Below are 16,619 nucleotides of genomic sequence, written 5' to 3' on the forward strand. Positions count from 1 at the left end.
GTAACAGGGTGCCAGGGAGGCATTGATAAACGAATCAGCAAGAGGCAGTACCACATGATGAAAAGACAAAAAAGGGATATGACAGACAGAGCCTTTACCAAAGGATATCGGACAGGTGCGTCTGGACGTTCGAAGGATATCTGCCCACATACGGACCCCCAACTTCGCCAGGCCTGGCTAACGGGCTGGCGGGAGGGTCGCGTAGACAACTGGGATGGCTTGATTGGCATTTCCGGCCTGCAACGGGCCAGTAATGCCTCCTTTCTATAAGTTACCCTATTGTTAAAGCCCATATAAGCCCCGGATCTCCGGGGCTTCTTTCATCTCGTGCAACAACCATGAACGCAGAAGCATATCCCTGAGTCAGAGCCTGCTTAAAAGTGTTTCAACCATGATCACAAGAATAAACGGCCTCTGCCGCTTCACGAATCAGGGAAGGACCTCTGTAAATGAAACCTGAATAGAGCTGAACCAGGCTGGCCCCTGCTTTGATCTTGTCCGCTGCGGTTCTGGCATCCATGACACCGCCCACACCAATAACAGGCAGTTTTCCGGACAGTTCGCAAGACAAGAGTTTAATCACTTCTGTCGAGCGATCGCTTAACGGCGCACCACTGAGCCCACCCTGTTCATCGGCGTTGGCCAAACCCTCAACAGCATCCCTCGACAAGGTGGTATTGGTCGCTATAACCCCGTCCATCTCATAGGAAACCAGTTCACGGGCGATGTCAGCAATTTCATCTTCATTCATGTCCGGTGCAATTTTGATCGCTACCGGAACCCTGCGACCGTATTTGTCGGTCAATAAAGCCTGCTCTTTTTTCAGGGCATCCAGCAGACTTTTCAGGGCATCACCAAACTGCAATTTACGCAGCCCCGGAGTGTTAGGGGATGAGAGATTAACCGTGATGTAGCTGGCATGGGGATACACTTTTCGCAGGCAAGTCAGATAATCACTTTCAGCGTTTTCTACTGGAGTATCAAAGTTTTTACCGATGTTAATGCCAATGATGCCCTGGTAATGACACCTGCGGACATTTTCAACCAGGTGATCAACCCCTTTGTTGTTGAACCCCATACGATTGATCAGCGCCTGACGCTCTGGAATCCGGAAGCACCGGGGCTTTGGATTGCCGGGTTGAGGGCGGGGTGTCACGGTGCCCAGCTCAATATGACCAAAACCCAGACTGCCCAGACCATCAATGCAATCTGCATTTTTATCAAGACCTGCTGCCAGGCCGACAGGGTTTTCAAAGGTCAGCCCCATAACTTCCCTGGGACGGGAAGGCACAGATGGCACAAAAGCACCGGTCAGGCCAAGCCGCTGGCCCGCACCTATCATCTCTAGTGCCACATCGTGTGCATTTTCAGCAGAGAGACAAAATAACAACTTTCGGCCCAGTTGGTACATGAAAAGCCCCGGATAATGTAGATAAACCTGCGAAATTATACGCAGCTTCATTTTGAAAACCAGTGTCGCAGGGTTTTTTATAATTCCGAATTGACTGGCACTAACAAGACGGACAGTTATTCTGACCAAAATGGAAATTTTCTGCCATTCCGAGGGTCTTACTTAATAAGGGACCCATTTAACTGATATTGGCAGGAGGCCAGATATGTTAGAAGTATTGATGGGAAGTGTTCCAAAAAGCACAGGTTGCCCAGGCAAGCCTCACTCTTGCCTGAGCCTTGCGCAGAACCCTCTGGCGGATGCAGGAACCTATATTCCCCGTCAGGAGGCCGGAAGCAATGCTACACCTTTCTCCAGACCTCTCTCTGAACACCAGGTCACTCAATCTAACCCCACCGCATTCATCGGAAAAACGTCCATTTCTGCGCCTGATATTGATGACGAGAATGAACTCTTTGAGGATGCCGACGACAACCCGGACTGGATGAAAGATTACGATACCAGAATGGCGGAAACTGCAAATCCCCCTCCCATCCCCCAAAAGGATCACTGGCAATTCTCGGCTCACGACCGGGAAACCCTGATTCGTGAGTATCCCGACTTGCTGGACAGGTTCAGACAAGAAGGTATGGCTGCTGAAGTCATCTCTATGTTGCATCCCTATGGCATTCTCGAACGGATTCTGGATGAGTGCCCGCAAAGCGGTTTTGCCCTGTTACAACAGAGATTGCTGGCACTGGCTGAGGACATAGAAAAAAACTGGTGGGGCATCACTTCCAGCAGACCGGAAGCCAGAAAGCAGCTGGAGGCTTTATTCGACCTGTTGGCAGCTCGTGATTTCGATGCTCTGTTTGAAAAGTTACTTGAATTTGAAACACAGCATGGCAAGACGCCTTTTTACCTCGGGCTTCAAGAGTGCTTCGTGCAGAACCTAAAGACCGACCCCTTCAAACCAGAGAATGTCGGCATCAACCCAGCTGCCGGGTCCTTGAAAAAAATGAACGCTCAAAAAGCGCTGAAGGGGCTCTATTTTCCACCACCGGGTGACTGGAATAACCACTCACAGTTAACCGGGACAATGATTTGGAAAATACCACAAGTTATTCACGAACTGCTGCTGGATCGCTGCAGCACTGACATCATTGAAGCTCGAAAAAAGATGTGCCGTGGGCAGTGGCAAAGTCGTCAGCAACTGCAGTTATTATCAAACCGTCTCAAGTGCCTTGCCGAGATGCCCTGCACGCCCGAAAAACTGACGGACTTCATTGAAAACCCCGATCATAAAGAGGTTCAGGACTTTCTGGAAATGGAATGCCGAAAGCTCTACTTCGAACAGCGCTACCAACACTTAATGTCGATAGAGTTATCGGAACTCTCCATCGACGAGCTGAATGAAACAGAGCAGCAGGTTGGCCATATGCTGGCGATGGAAAAGCATGAGGAAATACCTGCTGACATGCTGACACAGTTAGAGCATTTCCATCACGCCATTCAACTGGTTCGTTTTATGAAACTGGAGCTGGAAATTCCAGTTTCAGAACGGATCTTTATGCTCAAGCCCCCTGCCACCCGGCATCTCATGTACAAGCTGAATAACTGCAGGCATAAGGACGATGCAGAAATAAAGCTGTATCACGCCATCCAGCAATACAGTGATCACCTGCAGGCTTATCATAAAAACCCAAGCTACTCATCCATAGTCGCTTATCAGCAGAAACATCATGACCTCAGGCTGGCTCAGGAAGAGCAGTTGATGGCAGAGACCAGAGCCTTGATAGAACACCCTCAAATGCCTCCCGTTATGAGTTCCGGTGATTATCAGGAAAACCTGCAACTACTGAAAGTGATGGATCAGGCACTGCAGGAAACTGCCCCGGTCAGGCCCGTCAATTCGGGCGAAGAAGCGATGATGGCGGTGGGGTATCAGATCATCTGGCCTCATAGAAAATCCTTTGATGACAAACTGGCCGAACTTCAGCACCTTAAAGATCTGAAAGCCGTTGGCTACTCGTTCAGTGAAGAGCTTCTGAAAACCTGCGAGGCCATTCCCGGTTCTACCACTGGTATTATTAACCGAGTGTCCAATATTGTGCAGCCCACCGCGACCACGATTCAGGACTGGTACAGCGGTAAAGGCAGTGCCTGGAGTGTACTGACTGGAGTACAAGGCAGTTACACAGAGTTGGAAAAGCAGGCCTGTGAGACACTTTCGGGCGTAGTGGCAATCGCCCAGAGTCATCCACGAATGTTCCGTCGTCTGGTCGGAGACTCTGTCCAGACTATTGAGCAGTTAAAAATACTGGTGGGCGCCGGCAATTCAGGACTGGTTTCACAACTTCAGGCAAGAATGTCGGCTGAATCAGCAGCCTCCTGCTTTGCAGGAGATAAAGCCGTTAATGAAACATTCGACCCTACAGACAGCTATGCCAACCACCCTGAACAGGCGGCATTGTTAAAACGGTTCCAATTTCTGCTGCAGGTATCAGACCTGGCTCTGAAAGGCTCTATCGCCCTGAACTTCTTTGCCGACCTTGCCAATCATACGGCAGGTTCCAGACTGGGTAACCTTCTCGGACTGACAGCAGGCGCCCTGCTTGCCGGACCCGCAGGTGGCGTAATGGGCTGGACCGTTGGCGGACTGGCTGGAGCGGTTGCTACCGCAACAACTCATGCAACGGGAGCCGTTGCGATCCGTGAAGGCGTCAATCAACTGGATGGTCGTCAGGTTCGAGTCCTGAATCGTTTGATCAACTATGGACCAGCCTTTGCCAACACATCCAGCCCCACGGATCAGCTGGCACAGATTGCCAGAGGCGTTTCTAAAGAGGGCGGTCTGGCCAAAAGCTTCTGTAACATCTACTTCAACCCCTTTCGAGTCCGTTACAACCGACTGACAGAAGCGATCCATGCCTACAACAAAAAGGAAGCCGGAGCCTTTAGTCGGCTCGCCGCTGAAGGTGCCAAATGCCTGGTCGTTCTGGGTGGCTCAGTCACAACCGGAGCCCTGATAGCCGGAGGCGCTTTCTACGGGAGCCTTCTGAGTGCGGCATTATGGCCCATAGTCGCCTCCAGCTTCGAACTGATTGTCACGACATTGACTGTCGGCAGCGTCATCAGTCGACTATCTAACTCTCTGGATCATGTCGAAGCCCTGGTTTATACGTACAAAGACGGCCTTCACTATTACCAGATGCTGTTGCCGGAAGGCTCCGATGAAAGAGCCCGTATTGAAGCTCATTGCATGGAATCATCAAAACGGATGATGGCTAAAATGACCGCCCAGAGCTCGTTCAAGCAATACCTGCGGGAAACAATCACCGCCGAAGTAGCTAATACTTACTGGCAGCCATGGTGTCAAACCGAAGAGGACAAACATCTGGTTGATAGCGTTAACGCCGGGGTGGAAATGGAAGTCAGCGAATTAGCTGACTCCAGGAAAGAACTGGCAGGAAGCATTCTGAAAAACCACAAAGCCCTGATGATCCTCCAAAGCTATAAAGACAGGATCGATACCCTGACCAAAGATCTCAAAGCCTTTAACACCTTCAGAAGAAAACTCAGGGAATTGGGGCTTCATCCTCCAGAGATCAGCCGTGGCATTGGTTATTACATTCAGGATCAATTACTGGAGATTCCTCTGGCCATCAACCGCCATTGTGGTACCCCCACCCCCGGCACCACCTTGCCAGCCATTGAGAAGACTCTGGAAGACACTTTGAGGCAAACGATAAGGGGTCACTATTTGCTGAAAATGGCTGCTCTTGGCAGACCGGTCAAAAGGGTTTTAGACGAAGATGGTAGTGTTTCGCACCGATCTCTCAGTCGTGATGACCTGCTGACCATCAAAAACCATGTCATGAGTCAGCTCTATAATCGTCTGGAGAAGGACATTTCATCGGCGGCGCTGGAGCGACTGCAGCTGGCGGTTCACACGGCCGCAAAAAGCGTTGAGGACGACTTTGGCAAGGGTCGAAAAGTCAACCTTAAACAGATGAGTACAGCACTGGCCAACCGGCTGGAAGATCAGGGTCGGACCATGCAAGACGTTGAAAGGCTCAGGGTTGCCCGTTTCCGACAGCAACTGAAAGAGAACCCTGATTTTCAGAATATGACCGAAGAAGAGCAGGCTCTGATTATTGATCAGGCTGTTATTGCCATGCCCGGAGAATCAACCCCGGCCTTCACCTGAGAAATACCCTGGCGTGCTCACTGACATCGTCAGTGATTCTGCTGTGTCTGGTTTCAAGCTCTGCCCGATGCAAGTCTGGATCAAAGGGATCGGTATGTTTGGCTGTTTTATGGGTAAAGTCCTGCAGACTCAGAACATTTTCTCTGGCACCGCTCAGTCCACTGTCAAGCATGAAATGATCACCGACTGCAGTTTCACCAGCTGCCGTCACCGCCAACTGATGCCCATGGGCTTCCCTGATGGCAAAATTTTTCTCGAGCCGTTGACGCCGCGTACACAAGACTGAAGTAAACTGGTGATTGATTTTGTCCGATGTAGCCCCTATTGATCCGGACTGATCAATTCCATGATAGTGGGCAACCGCCTGCAACCAGGCTTTGTGAACCACCTTTTTGACACTCTCCAGGGCTTTTTTTGTAGCCCGTTGAAAAGCCTCTTCTGAATTGCCGGGATCCGATCCTGAAGTCGAGCTATTCAGTAGCTGATCCCTGATGTCTCGCTTCAGTTTGTGACAATACTGATTTAAGGGATCTGGCAACTCCATACCAATGTAAACCAGATTCTTGTTTTCTAAACAGCGGGTCTGCATAACCTGATCCAGTGTCCGGCGCTCCAATTCTACCAGGTCTTTTCGGAAGACGACGTTCCTTATAGGGTCATCAGACTCTTTTAACATCTGCAACTCCTGGTAAAGCTGTTCCTTGAAGTGCTGATGAAAATCTTTGTTGAAGACCACCGTCTTCCTGAAATCCTGAAAGGTATTCAGCTCCTGGTTGGCTAATTCCTCACCTTGTTTACCTTCCCAGCTGCAAGCAGCGTATGACCTGCCATAGTTGCCCTTGCCATCCCTCAGGAACTTGTTTCCGAGCCTGCTATTTTTCCCGCTGGCACAAATGATCATATCCACAGGTCGGTGCACAACCGCTTCCTCAAGGGTGTCATGCTTTGCCCTGCCCTGTTGCGCCATATCATAAGCAGGGTTATAACGTGCTTTGACTTTGTAGCCCTCCACTCCCGACTCAACGCCTTCCAGCTCAAAAGCAGCCATTCTTTCCAGACTGGAAGGCCCGCCACCCTCATGGATTTGATTATTCCTTTGCCTCAACTCGTTCAGTCGATCGTGCAAGCCTTCTTCCAGATGCTGAATCGCTATCTCACCATGACCATCGGAACGAACAATGCCCTTGCTTTCCTCACCTTCACCAAAGAGCTCATAGTAGTGCTCACCCAGATAAAACTTCAGCATATCCATCCATTTGAAGTCCAGCCTGACCACCTGACCCTTGTCGTATTCAGTACTTCTGTTATCAAAGACGGAAACATCGGCACCGGCTTCAAATTGTGACAAGGCCAGAGCCAACCCGGTGGGTCCCGTCCCTTCAATCGCTACCCGGGGGTGAGTTCTGGCATCATCATGCTGCTTAATCAACCAGTCGAGCTGTGCCAGATCAATTTCCTGCCCCCTCAAAGTGCCGATTTCCTGAATCTTTAACAGCCTGGTGAGAGTGTCCTGCTGACCTGGCCATTGTTCAGGCTGCGAGAGTATGCTCAGTTCCCATCGTCTGCCCGCTGTCAACTGGATATCCAACAGTGCTCGTCGTGATTCTGCTATCAGCTGCCCCTCTTCTTTGGTCAGGTTTTCACCGGTTTTCAGGCGTTCTCTGATGTTATCTACATCTAACTTGGTGACTTCAGCACTCAGTTGATTCAATGCTTTTCTCACCTTGGCTTTATCCTCAGATAACTGTCGCTTCAGATAAGAAAATTCGCTGCGACGATTGACTAGAATTTTCAGTTTCGGATAACGCTTCAGGTCTTGAACAAGACGGTAGTCTTTTTCCAGTACTAAATTTCTTGGGTAGCTGTGAACGGAAGACTCTGCGCTTGCGGCACTCAAAAATATTTGTTTTACCGCTGTGCGCAGGGGCAACTCATGGTCTGGAATTCTAAAACTATTTGATTCCTCACCCCAGATAGACAATAGATCGTCATACTCATCCTGTGACAGCCGTTCGGGCAACGAATGAAGCGTTTCCCGAATCACCTCTTCGACCAGACACCGAAAATCCCCTGATTGAGCACTACCAGCAAAATGCCGCTCCAACCTGCCAAGATCCTGCTGCAATCTGCTGTCATTCGATATTCGACCTGGTTTGAGGAGTGAAGCCTTGTAGATGCCTTTAACGGCCTCACGAGCATCCTGTAGAGATACCGCTGGAATCTTGTCAATCAGTGCTGGCAAGGATTTTATTCCCTCTTCTGCCTCACTGAGCATCGTGTTTATGTTCTCAGACCTCAAAACAGCGTGGAGAATTCTACCCCGTATGTTTTCTCTTTCCAAACGGCTGAAACCCGGAATAACCCCATCAGACACATCATCTACCAGACGTTTTCTGTCCTGTTTACTAAGCTCCCCGCCCTCAATAGCCTTCATCACCTGATCATGCAACAAAACCTTTGCTTCACGCTCCATGGCCCTTTGCGCTTTTGCGCTGCGAGTGGGAGAAAAAAAGGCAATCAGCCTTTTGAAGAGGTTTCCACGGGGTTTGACACTGATGACCTTTCTCCCCCTGAAACTAGCCAAAGTGTCCTGCCCTGGTGCCCCCGACTCGCTAGTCACTTCAAGCCGGGCTGTTTTTCGTTGTCTGCAAAACGTCTCAAGCTTCCCAACATTGTCCATTAAATCAGCGTATTGAGAACTCGCTTGTGTTCGTCCACCTGCACCTCCAACGCTCATAGTTATAGGCCTCCCTGCCTGAGTGATTAAATAAATACATCAATAACCAGATAATTCCGTTATTGATCAATGCAACCGTCAAAATCAGGTCTTCAGTTGCGACCCAGGAACGCTTTGCCTCGCTGAATCACAAAGTCAGCGGTTCTCTGCTGCCTCTGCTCAAGCTCTTCCCGGTGCAAACGCCTATCAGAAGGATTGACATCATTGGCCGTTTTTTGGGTAAATTCCTGCAATTGCAAAACATGTTCTCTGGCTCCGGTCAGCCCGCTGTAACTCATAAAATGAGGGCTGACTGCGGCATCACCGGCTACTGTTACTGTCAATTCATGTCCGTCTGCCTGCCTGGTTACAACACTTTTCTCAACCCTGTGTTGCTGCACCGAAAAGGCCGAAGTAAACTTGTGATTGATTTTGTCCGATGTGGCGCCCAGTGATCTGGAGTCGTCGATTCCGTAATAATGGGCAACCGCCTGGAACCAGGCTTTTTGAACGGCCTTGACAGCCTCTCTGGCTTTTTTCTCAGCCTGTTTATTAGCCTCTTCCGGATTAACAATACCCGATCCCGGAGTCACACTGACCGACAGATTCCGCTTAATTTTCCCCTCCAGTTTTTTACAATACTGACCAAAGGGCTTTGGCAACTCCATGCCAATGTAAACCAGATTCTTGTTCTCAAAACAGCGAGTCTGCATAACCCGATTCATAGTCTTGAACTCAAGCTCCAGCAGATCCTTAGGGTCGACGACACTCTTTTTTGAGTCAGCAGGTTCTGATAAAAGAAGCATCTCTTTGGAAAGGCTCTCCCTGAAGTGCTCATGAAATTCCTTGTCAAAAACCACCATCTCCCTGAAATCCTGAAACCTGTCCAGCTTCTGGCTGGGTAACTCTGCACCTTTTTTACCTTCCCAGCTACAGACACCGTAAGGCTCGGCACGGACAAGCACTTTGTCCTCCATGAACTTGCCTCGCAGCTGGGTGTTTTTACCTCCAGCACAGATCAGCATATCTACAGGCCGATACTTGACCGCTTCCTCCGGAGTGTGATCTTTTGCCCTGCCCTGTTGCGCCACATCATATTCGGGATTATAACGAGCCCTGACTTTGAAACCCTCCTCCCCCGACTCTACCTCTTCAAGCTCATAGGCAGCCATTCTTTCCAGACTGAGAGGCTGGTCAGTCTCACTGGTCTTATCATAATTCCTGCCCATCAGCTCAGTCAGTCGGTCGTGTAATGCTTCCTCCAACCGATGAATGGTTATCTCGCCAAAGCCATCGGGACGAATGATGCCCTTGCTTTCTTCACCTGCACCAAAAAGCTCGTAATAATGCTCACCCAGATAAAACTTCAGCATATCCAACCATTTGGGGTCCAGCCTGACCACCTGAACTCTGTCGTATTCAGTACTTCTCTTCTCAAAGATGGCAACATTGGCACCGGCTTCGAACTGTGACAAGGCCAACGTCAGCCCTGTGGGGCCGGCTCCTTCAATAGCTACCCGAGGATGAGTTCTGGCCTCATCATGCTGCCTGATCAGCCAGTCGAGCTGCGCCAGATCAACCTCTTCTCCCCTCAGAGTACCGATTTCCTGAATCTTCAATAGTTTTTCGTGTTCCTCCTCCTGAGCTATCCAGATGTCAGGCTGCAGGAGCATTGCCATGTCCCACCGCCTGCCCGCCGTCAACTGAATATTCAGCAGTACACGTCTTGATTCCGCTATCAGCTCTCTTTCTTCTCTGGTCAACGCCTCACCAGCTTTCAAGCGTTCTCTGATGGCTTCTACATTTAACCGGGTTACTTCATCACTCAAACGCTCCAGCTCCTCTGTCACCTGAGCTTTATCCTGAGCTAACTGCATGATCAACTGCTGAATCCTGTCAAGACCGAATCGCGATTCGAGTTCAGAATCACGGCGCATTGCGTCAATAAAGCGAGCAGTTTTCTCCTGCACCAACTCTCGTGGGTGGCCGTGAATAGAAGGTTCTTTGCGGGTGACATTAATGAACGTTTTATCGATAACTCTAGCCAGGGCCCTGTCACGGTTTGTATCAGGAAAGTGACTCCAGTTAGCCAATAACTGCGTATATTCATCGTCTGACAGGCGTTCAGGCAAAGAGTGTATAACCTCCTCAATGACCTCATTGACCAAATCCCGAAAACCATCTAACTGGCGGGTAACTTTAAAATGCTCTTCCAGCCTCGCAATATCCTGATGCAGTCTGCTGTTATCCGGTATTCGCTCAGGGGCAAGGAGCAAAGTCGTGTAATAACCTTTAATAGCCTCGCGGGCATCATAAAGAGAGACGGACGAAATGGTGTCAATCAGTTTTGGAAAGGCTTTTACTCCGTCTTCTGCCTCATTGAGCATCATTCCTATGGATTCAGGCCCCTGAAACACGTTGAGGCTTTCGAGGTGGCTGAGAGTTTTTTCTCTCATCCCTTGCCTCTCCTCTTGGCTGAACCCGGGGATAACACCAGTGGCAACAGCATTGATAAGACGGCTTCTATCCTGTGTATCCAGATGTTTGTCACGAAGCGCCATCAAGACCTGGTCGTGCAACACAGCCTCGGCATCTCTTTTTTGTATGGCTCTGATCTCTCTTACTGACTTTCTGAGAGTAAAAAAGTCAAGCAGCCTTTTGAACAGGTTCTTACGGGGTTTGACCTTGACAACCTTTCTCCCTCTGAAAGTCGTCAAAGAGCCCTGCTCTGTTCTCTCAGGACATTCAGTCACTTCAATCCGGCCCACTCCTCCTTTTTTATGAATCGCCTCAAGCTCTGAGACATTTTTCATTAAATCAGCGAACTGAGAACCCGATCCTGGTGCACCCGTGCCTTCTATATTCATTGCTCCTGGCCTCCATGTCTGAGTGATAGATCATACACGACGATAAAATAATATTTCTGGTATAGGTCTCACTTAATCATTCACTTAATAGTTTGTACCGGTAGGCTGCTCGCCTGAGCCAGTCCCATCAGTTCCCGATTAGCCACAGTAAACATCACCATTTCGTGCACACTGGCATTACGAATTTCGGATAACATAGCCTGCCAGCGAGCCACCAGCCCCTGGTGCTGCACCACCCATTCATCCAGCTTCAGAGTAAGATCTTCCTCTTCACTGCCGGTATTGAGTAATGCAACCGTCAAAGCGATCTGCTGCCAGGTCAACTCGTCACGAATACTGTTACGGGCTAATGACTGCCAGTGATTGGTCACCTCTATATTGCCCAACTGTACGCTGTACCAGTTCAGCTCCAGCCGCTCACCCACTGCAAAGTAAGTCCGGGCGACCTTTTCTATAGGTTGCCCGGTCTGATCGGCGGCCTGAATAATTGACAGGGCACTCAACAGGTGTCTCAGGCTACAAACGACTTTGGCCAGATTTTTTGGCACCTGATGACTGACCATCTCAGCCATTTTGCTATCCAGCTCTTCTCTCTCGGACTCACTGAGGTATTCAGTAAACGACTCGATAAAGCTACTGATCAGTGGACCAAAATGTTCAATACACTCTGCTGCTACCAGATCCTGACGTTTGAGCCGGATAAACCAGCGGCTGGCACGACGGGTCAGTTTGATCAGCGACACCATCATTTGCTGCTGCACACTGCTGGGAATCTGGTTATCCATATTTTCGATGGCCTGCCAGTAATCAGAGATACCGAAAACCTCCCGACTGACCATAAAGGCCCGGGCAATCTCCGCCGCACTGGCACCGGTGGTCTGATGAACCCTGAGCACGTGAGTGATCCCCATCATGTCAATCATATGATTGGCTGTCTGGGTTGCTACAATTTCCCTTCTCAGACGGTGTTGATCAATCTGTTCTGAAAACTTTTCTACCAGAGTATCAGGGAAAGAGGTATGCAACTCACGGGTCATGTAGGGCTCATCAATCACATCCGAACTGATCAGTGCTTCCTTGAGGTCCGCTTTACTGTATGAGATCAGCAACGACAATTCCGGACGGGTTAACCCCTGACCCGCTGACAACCGTTCTGCAAGGGCTTCATTATCAGGCAGGAACTCAATAGACCGGTCAAGTTTGCCTTCCCCTTCCAGGTACTCCATGAAGCGCCGGTATTCATCCATGCGATTACGGACTTCCAGTTCTGCCAGGGAAAGCGCCTGAGTCTGGCGATAGTTATTGGAAAGAACCAGTCTGGAAACATCGTCGGTCATGCGTTCCAATAATGCATTGCGCTGTTTCACGGTCATGTCACCACTGGCGACAATATCGTTGAGAAGAATCTTGATATTTACTTCGTGGTCAGAGCAGTCAACCCCGCCAGAATTATCAATAAAGTCTGTATTCAGTGCGCCACCCTGCAGGGAATACTCAACCCTTCCCAACTGGCTGAGACCCAGATTACCACCTTCACCTACCACTTTGGCCCTGAGCTCACAGCCGTTGATACGCAGTGGGTCATTAGCCTTGTCACCGACATCGGCATGACTTTCATTAATGGCTTTCACATAGGTGCCAATACCACCATTCCAGATCAAATCGACGGGAGCCCTTAACAGCGAACGTATCAATTCATTGGGCGTCATTCGGCCTGCTTTGATATCAAAGCGCTCCTTCATTTCGTTTGAAATCGTCACGGACTTGGCGTTGCGGGAGAAGATCCCACCGCCCTTGGAAATCAGAGACTTGTCATAATCCTGCCAGCTGGAACGGGGAAGATTAAATAACCTCAGCCGTTCAAGATAACTGCGATTTACATCAGGGTTTGGATCCACAAATATGTGTTGATGGTTGAAGGCAGCGACCATTTCCAACGTTTCAGAAGAGAGCATACCGTTACCAAAAACATCCCCGGACATATCCCCGACGCCAATGACCGAGATGGGATCTTCCTGAACATTCACTCCCCGCTCACGGAAATGACGCTGTACCGAAACCCAGGCCCCTTTGGCGGTAATACCCATTTTCTTATGGTCATAACCGACACTGCCTCCGGAGGCAAAAGCATCGCCCAGCCAGAAGTCGTATTCGTGAGCAATCTCATTGGCAACGTCTGAGAAAGTGGCGGTTCCCTTATCAGCTGCCACCACCAGGTAAGTATCATCATCGTCATAAAATACGACAGACTTCGGATGGATAACATCGGATTCAGAAAGATTATCAGTGATATCCAACAAAGCACGAATAAACGTCTGATAACAGGCCACCCCTTCTTCCACGATGGCTTCCCGATGACCATCTACCGGCAGCTGTTTGGCAACAAAACCGCCTTTGGCACCCACCGGAACAATCAGGGCATTTTTGACCTGCTGAGCCTTGACCAGACCCAGAACCTCAGTCCGGTAATCTTCCACCCGGTCAGACCAGCGCAGCCCTCCCCGCGCGACTTTACCACCCCGGAGATGGATACCTTCTACCCTGGGCGAGTAAACAAAAATTTCGTAAAGTGGCACCGGCTTTGGAATATCGGGAATTTCCCGTGGTGACAATTTATAGGAAATATACGACTTTGTATTACCATCAGAATCAAGCTGGTAGAAATTGGTTCTCAGGGTGGCCATGATCACACTCTGAAAACGGCGAACAATCTGGTCTTCAGTGAGCACCGTCACCTGATCCAGAGCCTCAAGAATCCCTTGCTGAATCTGCTGCTGTCGTCCGAGCCGTTGGGAGTTGGACAGAGACAACTCAGGGTTAAAGCGTGTTTCGAACAAGGCCACCAGCATGCGCGTAATTTCTATATTGTTGCATAAGGTTTCAGCAATATAAGTTTGACTGAACCCCATCCGAATCTGTTTGATGTAGCGGGAATAGGATCGCAGCATGGCTACCTGACGCCAGCTCATACCACAGGCCAGCACCAGCAGATTAAACCGGTCATTCTCAGCTTCCCCGAACCAGACCTTTTCAAATGCCTCCTTGAAGGTCTTGTCAACTTTCTGAATATCCATCGACTTTTGTGGGTCATAACACAACAGAAAGTCATGAATCCAGATGAGCTGACCATCGCTCTTGCGAATCAGGTAGGGATACTCAGCCAGCACCCTCAGCCCCAGGTTCTCAATAATCGGGATCTGGTCAGCCAGTGGCAGTGGTTCGATATAGTGATACAGCTTGAAATGAATGCGGCCAGGCTCATCGTCCAGAGAGCGGTAGAATCCCATAGACAGTGATGATTTTTCATTGATGCGCTCAAAGTGTTCAACATCAACAACCGCTGACTCTGGCGAAAATGCCTCTTTGTAACCGGCAGAAAATCCTGAGGCATATCTGGCAACCAGTTGATTGCCCTTGGCTTCGCCATTGGATTCCAGCAGTGCTGAACGAAACTCATCAATCCAGGAGCGGGTGGCCAGGGTCAGCTCATCATTGATCGCCTCCAGATCATACTCAATGCGCCCACGCAGCTTGAATATAAAATGCACCCGGGCCAGAACAGACTCGGAAAAATACGTGGTGAACTCCGAGTCAACCGCACACAGCCGCCGGCAGAGAATCTCTTCCATCTTGAGCCGCAGGCTGGTGCTATAGACATCTCGGGGGACAAACACCAGTGCGGAACAAAAAGTGCCATAAGGATCCTGACGGATATAGATCCGGATCTTCTTGCGCTCCTGAATCCTGAGGATGGACATTGCCGTGGTGAACAGTTGCTCTCTGGGTGTCTGAAACAGTTCATCACGGGGGAAAACTTCCAGAACCTGTTCCAGATCCTTACCATGATGACTTTTGGGATCCAGCTCGGAACGCTCAATCACTTCCCGGGCCTTGTGATTAATGTAAGGTATCGAGAAAGGGCTCTGACGATAAACCGGAGAGGTATACAGACCCACAATTCTGGTCTCACCTACCACCGAGCCATCCTCTGCAAATTGTCTTACCGTGATGAAATCGGGATAAGCGGGACGATGAACACTGGATCGGACAGCCGCCTTGGAGAAGGAAAGCCAGTCTTTCTGCTCAAAGAAGTCCTTTTCTATAAAAGGCTCCAGTTCGTGCTGACCGATTTCCCCCTTGTGGGTGGTTCTCAAAAGTCCCAGCAATGAATCGGAAGGACGAATAATCTGGCGCTGACCTTCACTTTCTGACACTTTGAGCTCTTCGTAACCGAGAAACGTGAAGTTGTTGTTTAACAGCCAGTTCAGAAACTCCTTAACCTGCTCTGCCTGCCCCCCGACCATAGAGCTTGCCAACTGCTCGACACGACTCGACATGGACCGGTAGTCTTCAACCACCCTGGCCACATCAGCCATTACCGCAGCCACCTGCTCGGCAATAGCCTCCAGTTCCTCTTCATTATCCTGGCGATCAATCTCTACGAAGATAATCGCTTCCCTGTGAACCGTGGCCTCGGTGTTCGTATCGAACACCAGATTAAACTGGCTGTCCCTGCGGTTATGAATGACGGTATTGCGCAGGTTATGTATGGTCAGGCCGCGCTCATTCAATTTCATTCTCAGGGAGTCCACCAGGAAAGGCATATCCCGATGAATCAGTCTGAGTATGGTATGGGTTGAGTGCCAGCCGTGATGGGGATAATCCGGATTCAATACCTCTATTTCCGGACGGTCAGGATCATGGTGCTGGATAAACTTCCAGAACGAAAGGGTTGAGCCCAGAAGGTCCCGGCGTCGGCATTTGTTCAACTCCCGTCGGATATCCATGAAATAGTACTGGTATACAAACTCACGAAGAGCTTCTTTCTGCTGTTCGGGTATCTGGGCGCTTAACTCCTCAATAATTTTGTCCAAATACTCCTTTCGTTCCAAAGTCTCGTGATGACCCATGCTGGCATCTCCGGTTAAGAAAAATGTATTGCCAAGGGCCGTTGACGTCCTTGTCAGCCTGAAAATGACTACGTCAACAGCTTTTGAATATTAACGGTTCCGTTTAAGAAATCTTTTGGCAGGGATGGGCACAACAAACAGGTTTATAGCCTGAAAGGAAACTTTTCAGGGAAAGACGCTGTCTAAAACAAATTCACCCAAGCTGTTACTAACTTATCGGCCTTTGCACTCTTATAAAAGAGTCAGGAGTCTCTCTGTCCAGAATTCGAAAAGAAGTTGTCAGATAACGGACAGCTTCCCTCGGACGACTAGACCTGAGCGGCTACTGAACCTATATTACAGATTCTCTACCTGACTATAGGTAAAGGCTGTGGGCTTTGCCCAACCGGACTCTCAACATGGACAATGATGGATGGACCCAGCGATGAAGCCGAATGCAACAGGTAGAACAGGGTGAACCGAACCGGCTAACACCATCGAAGCCATATAGAGGCATCTTATAACGCAATATGAATAAGGTATCTGT

General features: G+C 49.6%; 6 protein-coding genes. 2 read left to right on the forward strand and 4 right to left on the reverse strand.

The window, feature by feature from the left end; genetic code table 11:
- Nucleotides 1-54 precede the first annotated feature (54 nt).
- Complete coding sequence (gene rmf / locus ACOMHB_RS17335; protein ID WP_448217558.1) at nucleotides 55-270, forward strand: ribosome modulation factor; 216 nt, start codon at nucleotides 55-57, stop codon at nucleotides 268-270.
- Nucleotides 271-385: 115 nt separating this feature from the next.
- Here the strand turns inward: rmf and ACOMHB_RS17340 are convergent, their stop codons facing one another.
- Nucleotides 386-1,462: a quinone-dependent dihydroorotate dehydrogenase gene (locus ACOMHB_RS17340; RefSeq protein ID WP_422134368.1), complete on the reverse strand. Its 1,077-nt coding sequence runs from the start codon at nucleotides 1,460-1,462 to the stop codon at nucleotides 386-388.
- Nucleotides 1,463-1,616: 154 nt separating this feature from the next.
- Here ACOMHB_RS17340 and ACOMHB_RS17345 point away from each other — a divergent pair, with 154 nt between their 5' ends.
- The gene (locus ACOMHB_RS17345; RefSeq protein ID WP_448217559.1) at nucleotides 1,617-5,600 is read left to right on the forward strand and encodes a hypothetical protein; all 3,984 of its coding nucleotides are present in this window, start codon (nucleotides 1,617-1,619) and stop codon (nucleotides 5,598-5,600) included.
- Here the strand turns inward: ACOMHB_RS17345 and ACOMHB_RS17350 are convergent.
- The 3 genes from ACOMHB_RS17350 to ACOMHB_RS17360 form a co-directional block, all read right to left on the reverse strand.
- Nucleotides 5,593-8,337 (reverse strand): hypothetical protein, encoded by a 2,745-nt coding sequence (locus tag ACOMHB_RS17350; RefSeq protein ID WP_448217560.1) that lies wholly within the window; start codon nucleotides 8,335-8,337, stop codon nucleotides 5,593-5,595. The genes ACOMHB_RS17345 and ACOMHB_RS17350 overlap by 8 nt on opposite strands.
- 92 nt (nucleotides 8,338-8,429) lie before the next feature.
- On the reverse strand, nucleotides 8,430-11,183 hold the full coding sequence (locus ACOMHB_RS17355; RefSeq protein ID WP_448217561.1) for a hypothetical protein: 2,754 nt from the start codon (nucleotides 11,181-11,183) through the stop codon (nucleotides 8,430-8,432).
- Nucleotides 11,184-11,263: 80 nt separating this feature from the next.
- A complete protein-coding gene (locus tag ACOMHB_RS17360; RefSeq protein ID WP_448217562.1) occupies nucleotides 11,264-16,093 on the reverse strand; it encodes an NAD-glutamate dehydrogenase in 4,830 nt (1,609 codons plus the stop codon).
- Between the last annotated feature and the right edge of the window lie 526 nt (nucleotides 16,094-16,619).

This window comes from Endozoicomonas sp. 2B-B, assembly GCF_053470045.1.

Coding starts and splice junctions, on each gene's coding strand:
- ACOMHB_RS17345 (WP_448217559.1), top strand. CDS start 1,617: ATGTTAGAAGTATTGATGGGAAGTGTTCCAAAAAGCACAGGTTGCCCA.
- ACOMHB_RS17350 (WP_448217560.1), bottom strand. CDS start 8,337: ATGAGCGTTGGAGGTGCAGGTGGACGAACACAAGCGAGTTCTCAATAC.
- ACOMHB_RS17360 (WP_448217562.1), bottom strand. CDS start 16,093: ATGGGTCATCACGAGACTTTGGAACGAAAGGAGTATTTGGACAAAATT.
- rmf (WP_448217558.1), top strand. CDS start 55: ATGATGAAAAGACAAAAAAGGGATATGACAGACAGAGCCTTTACCAAA.
- ACOMHB_RS17340 (WP_422134368.1), bottom strand. CDS start 1,462: ATGAAGCTGCGTATAATTTCGCAGGTTTATCTACATTATCCGGGGCTT.
- ACOMHB_RS17355 (WP_448217561.1), bottom strand. CDS start 11,183: ATGAATATAGAAGGCACGGGTGCACCAGGATCGGGTTCTCAGTTCGCT.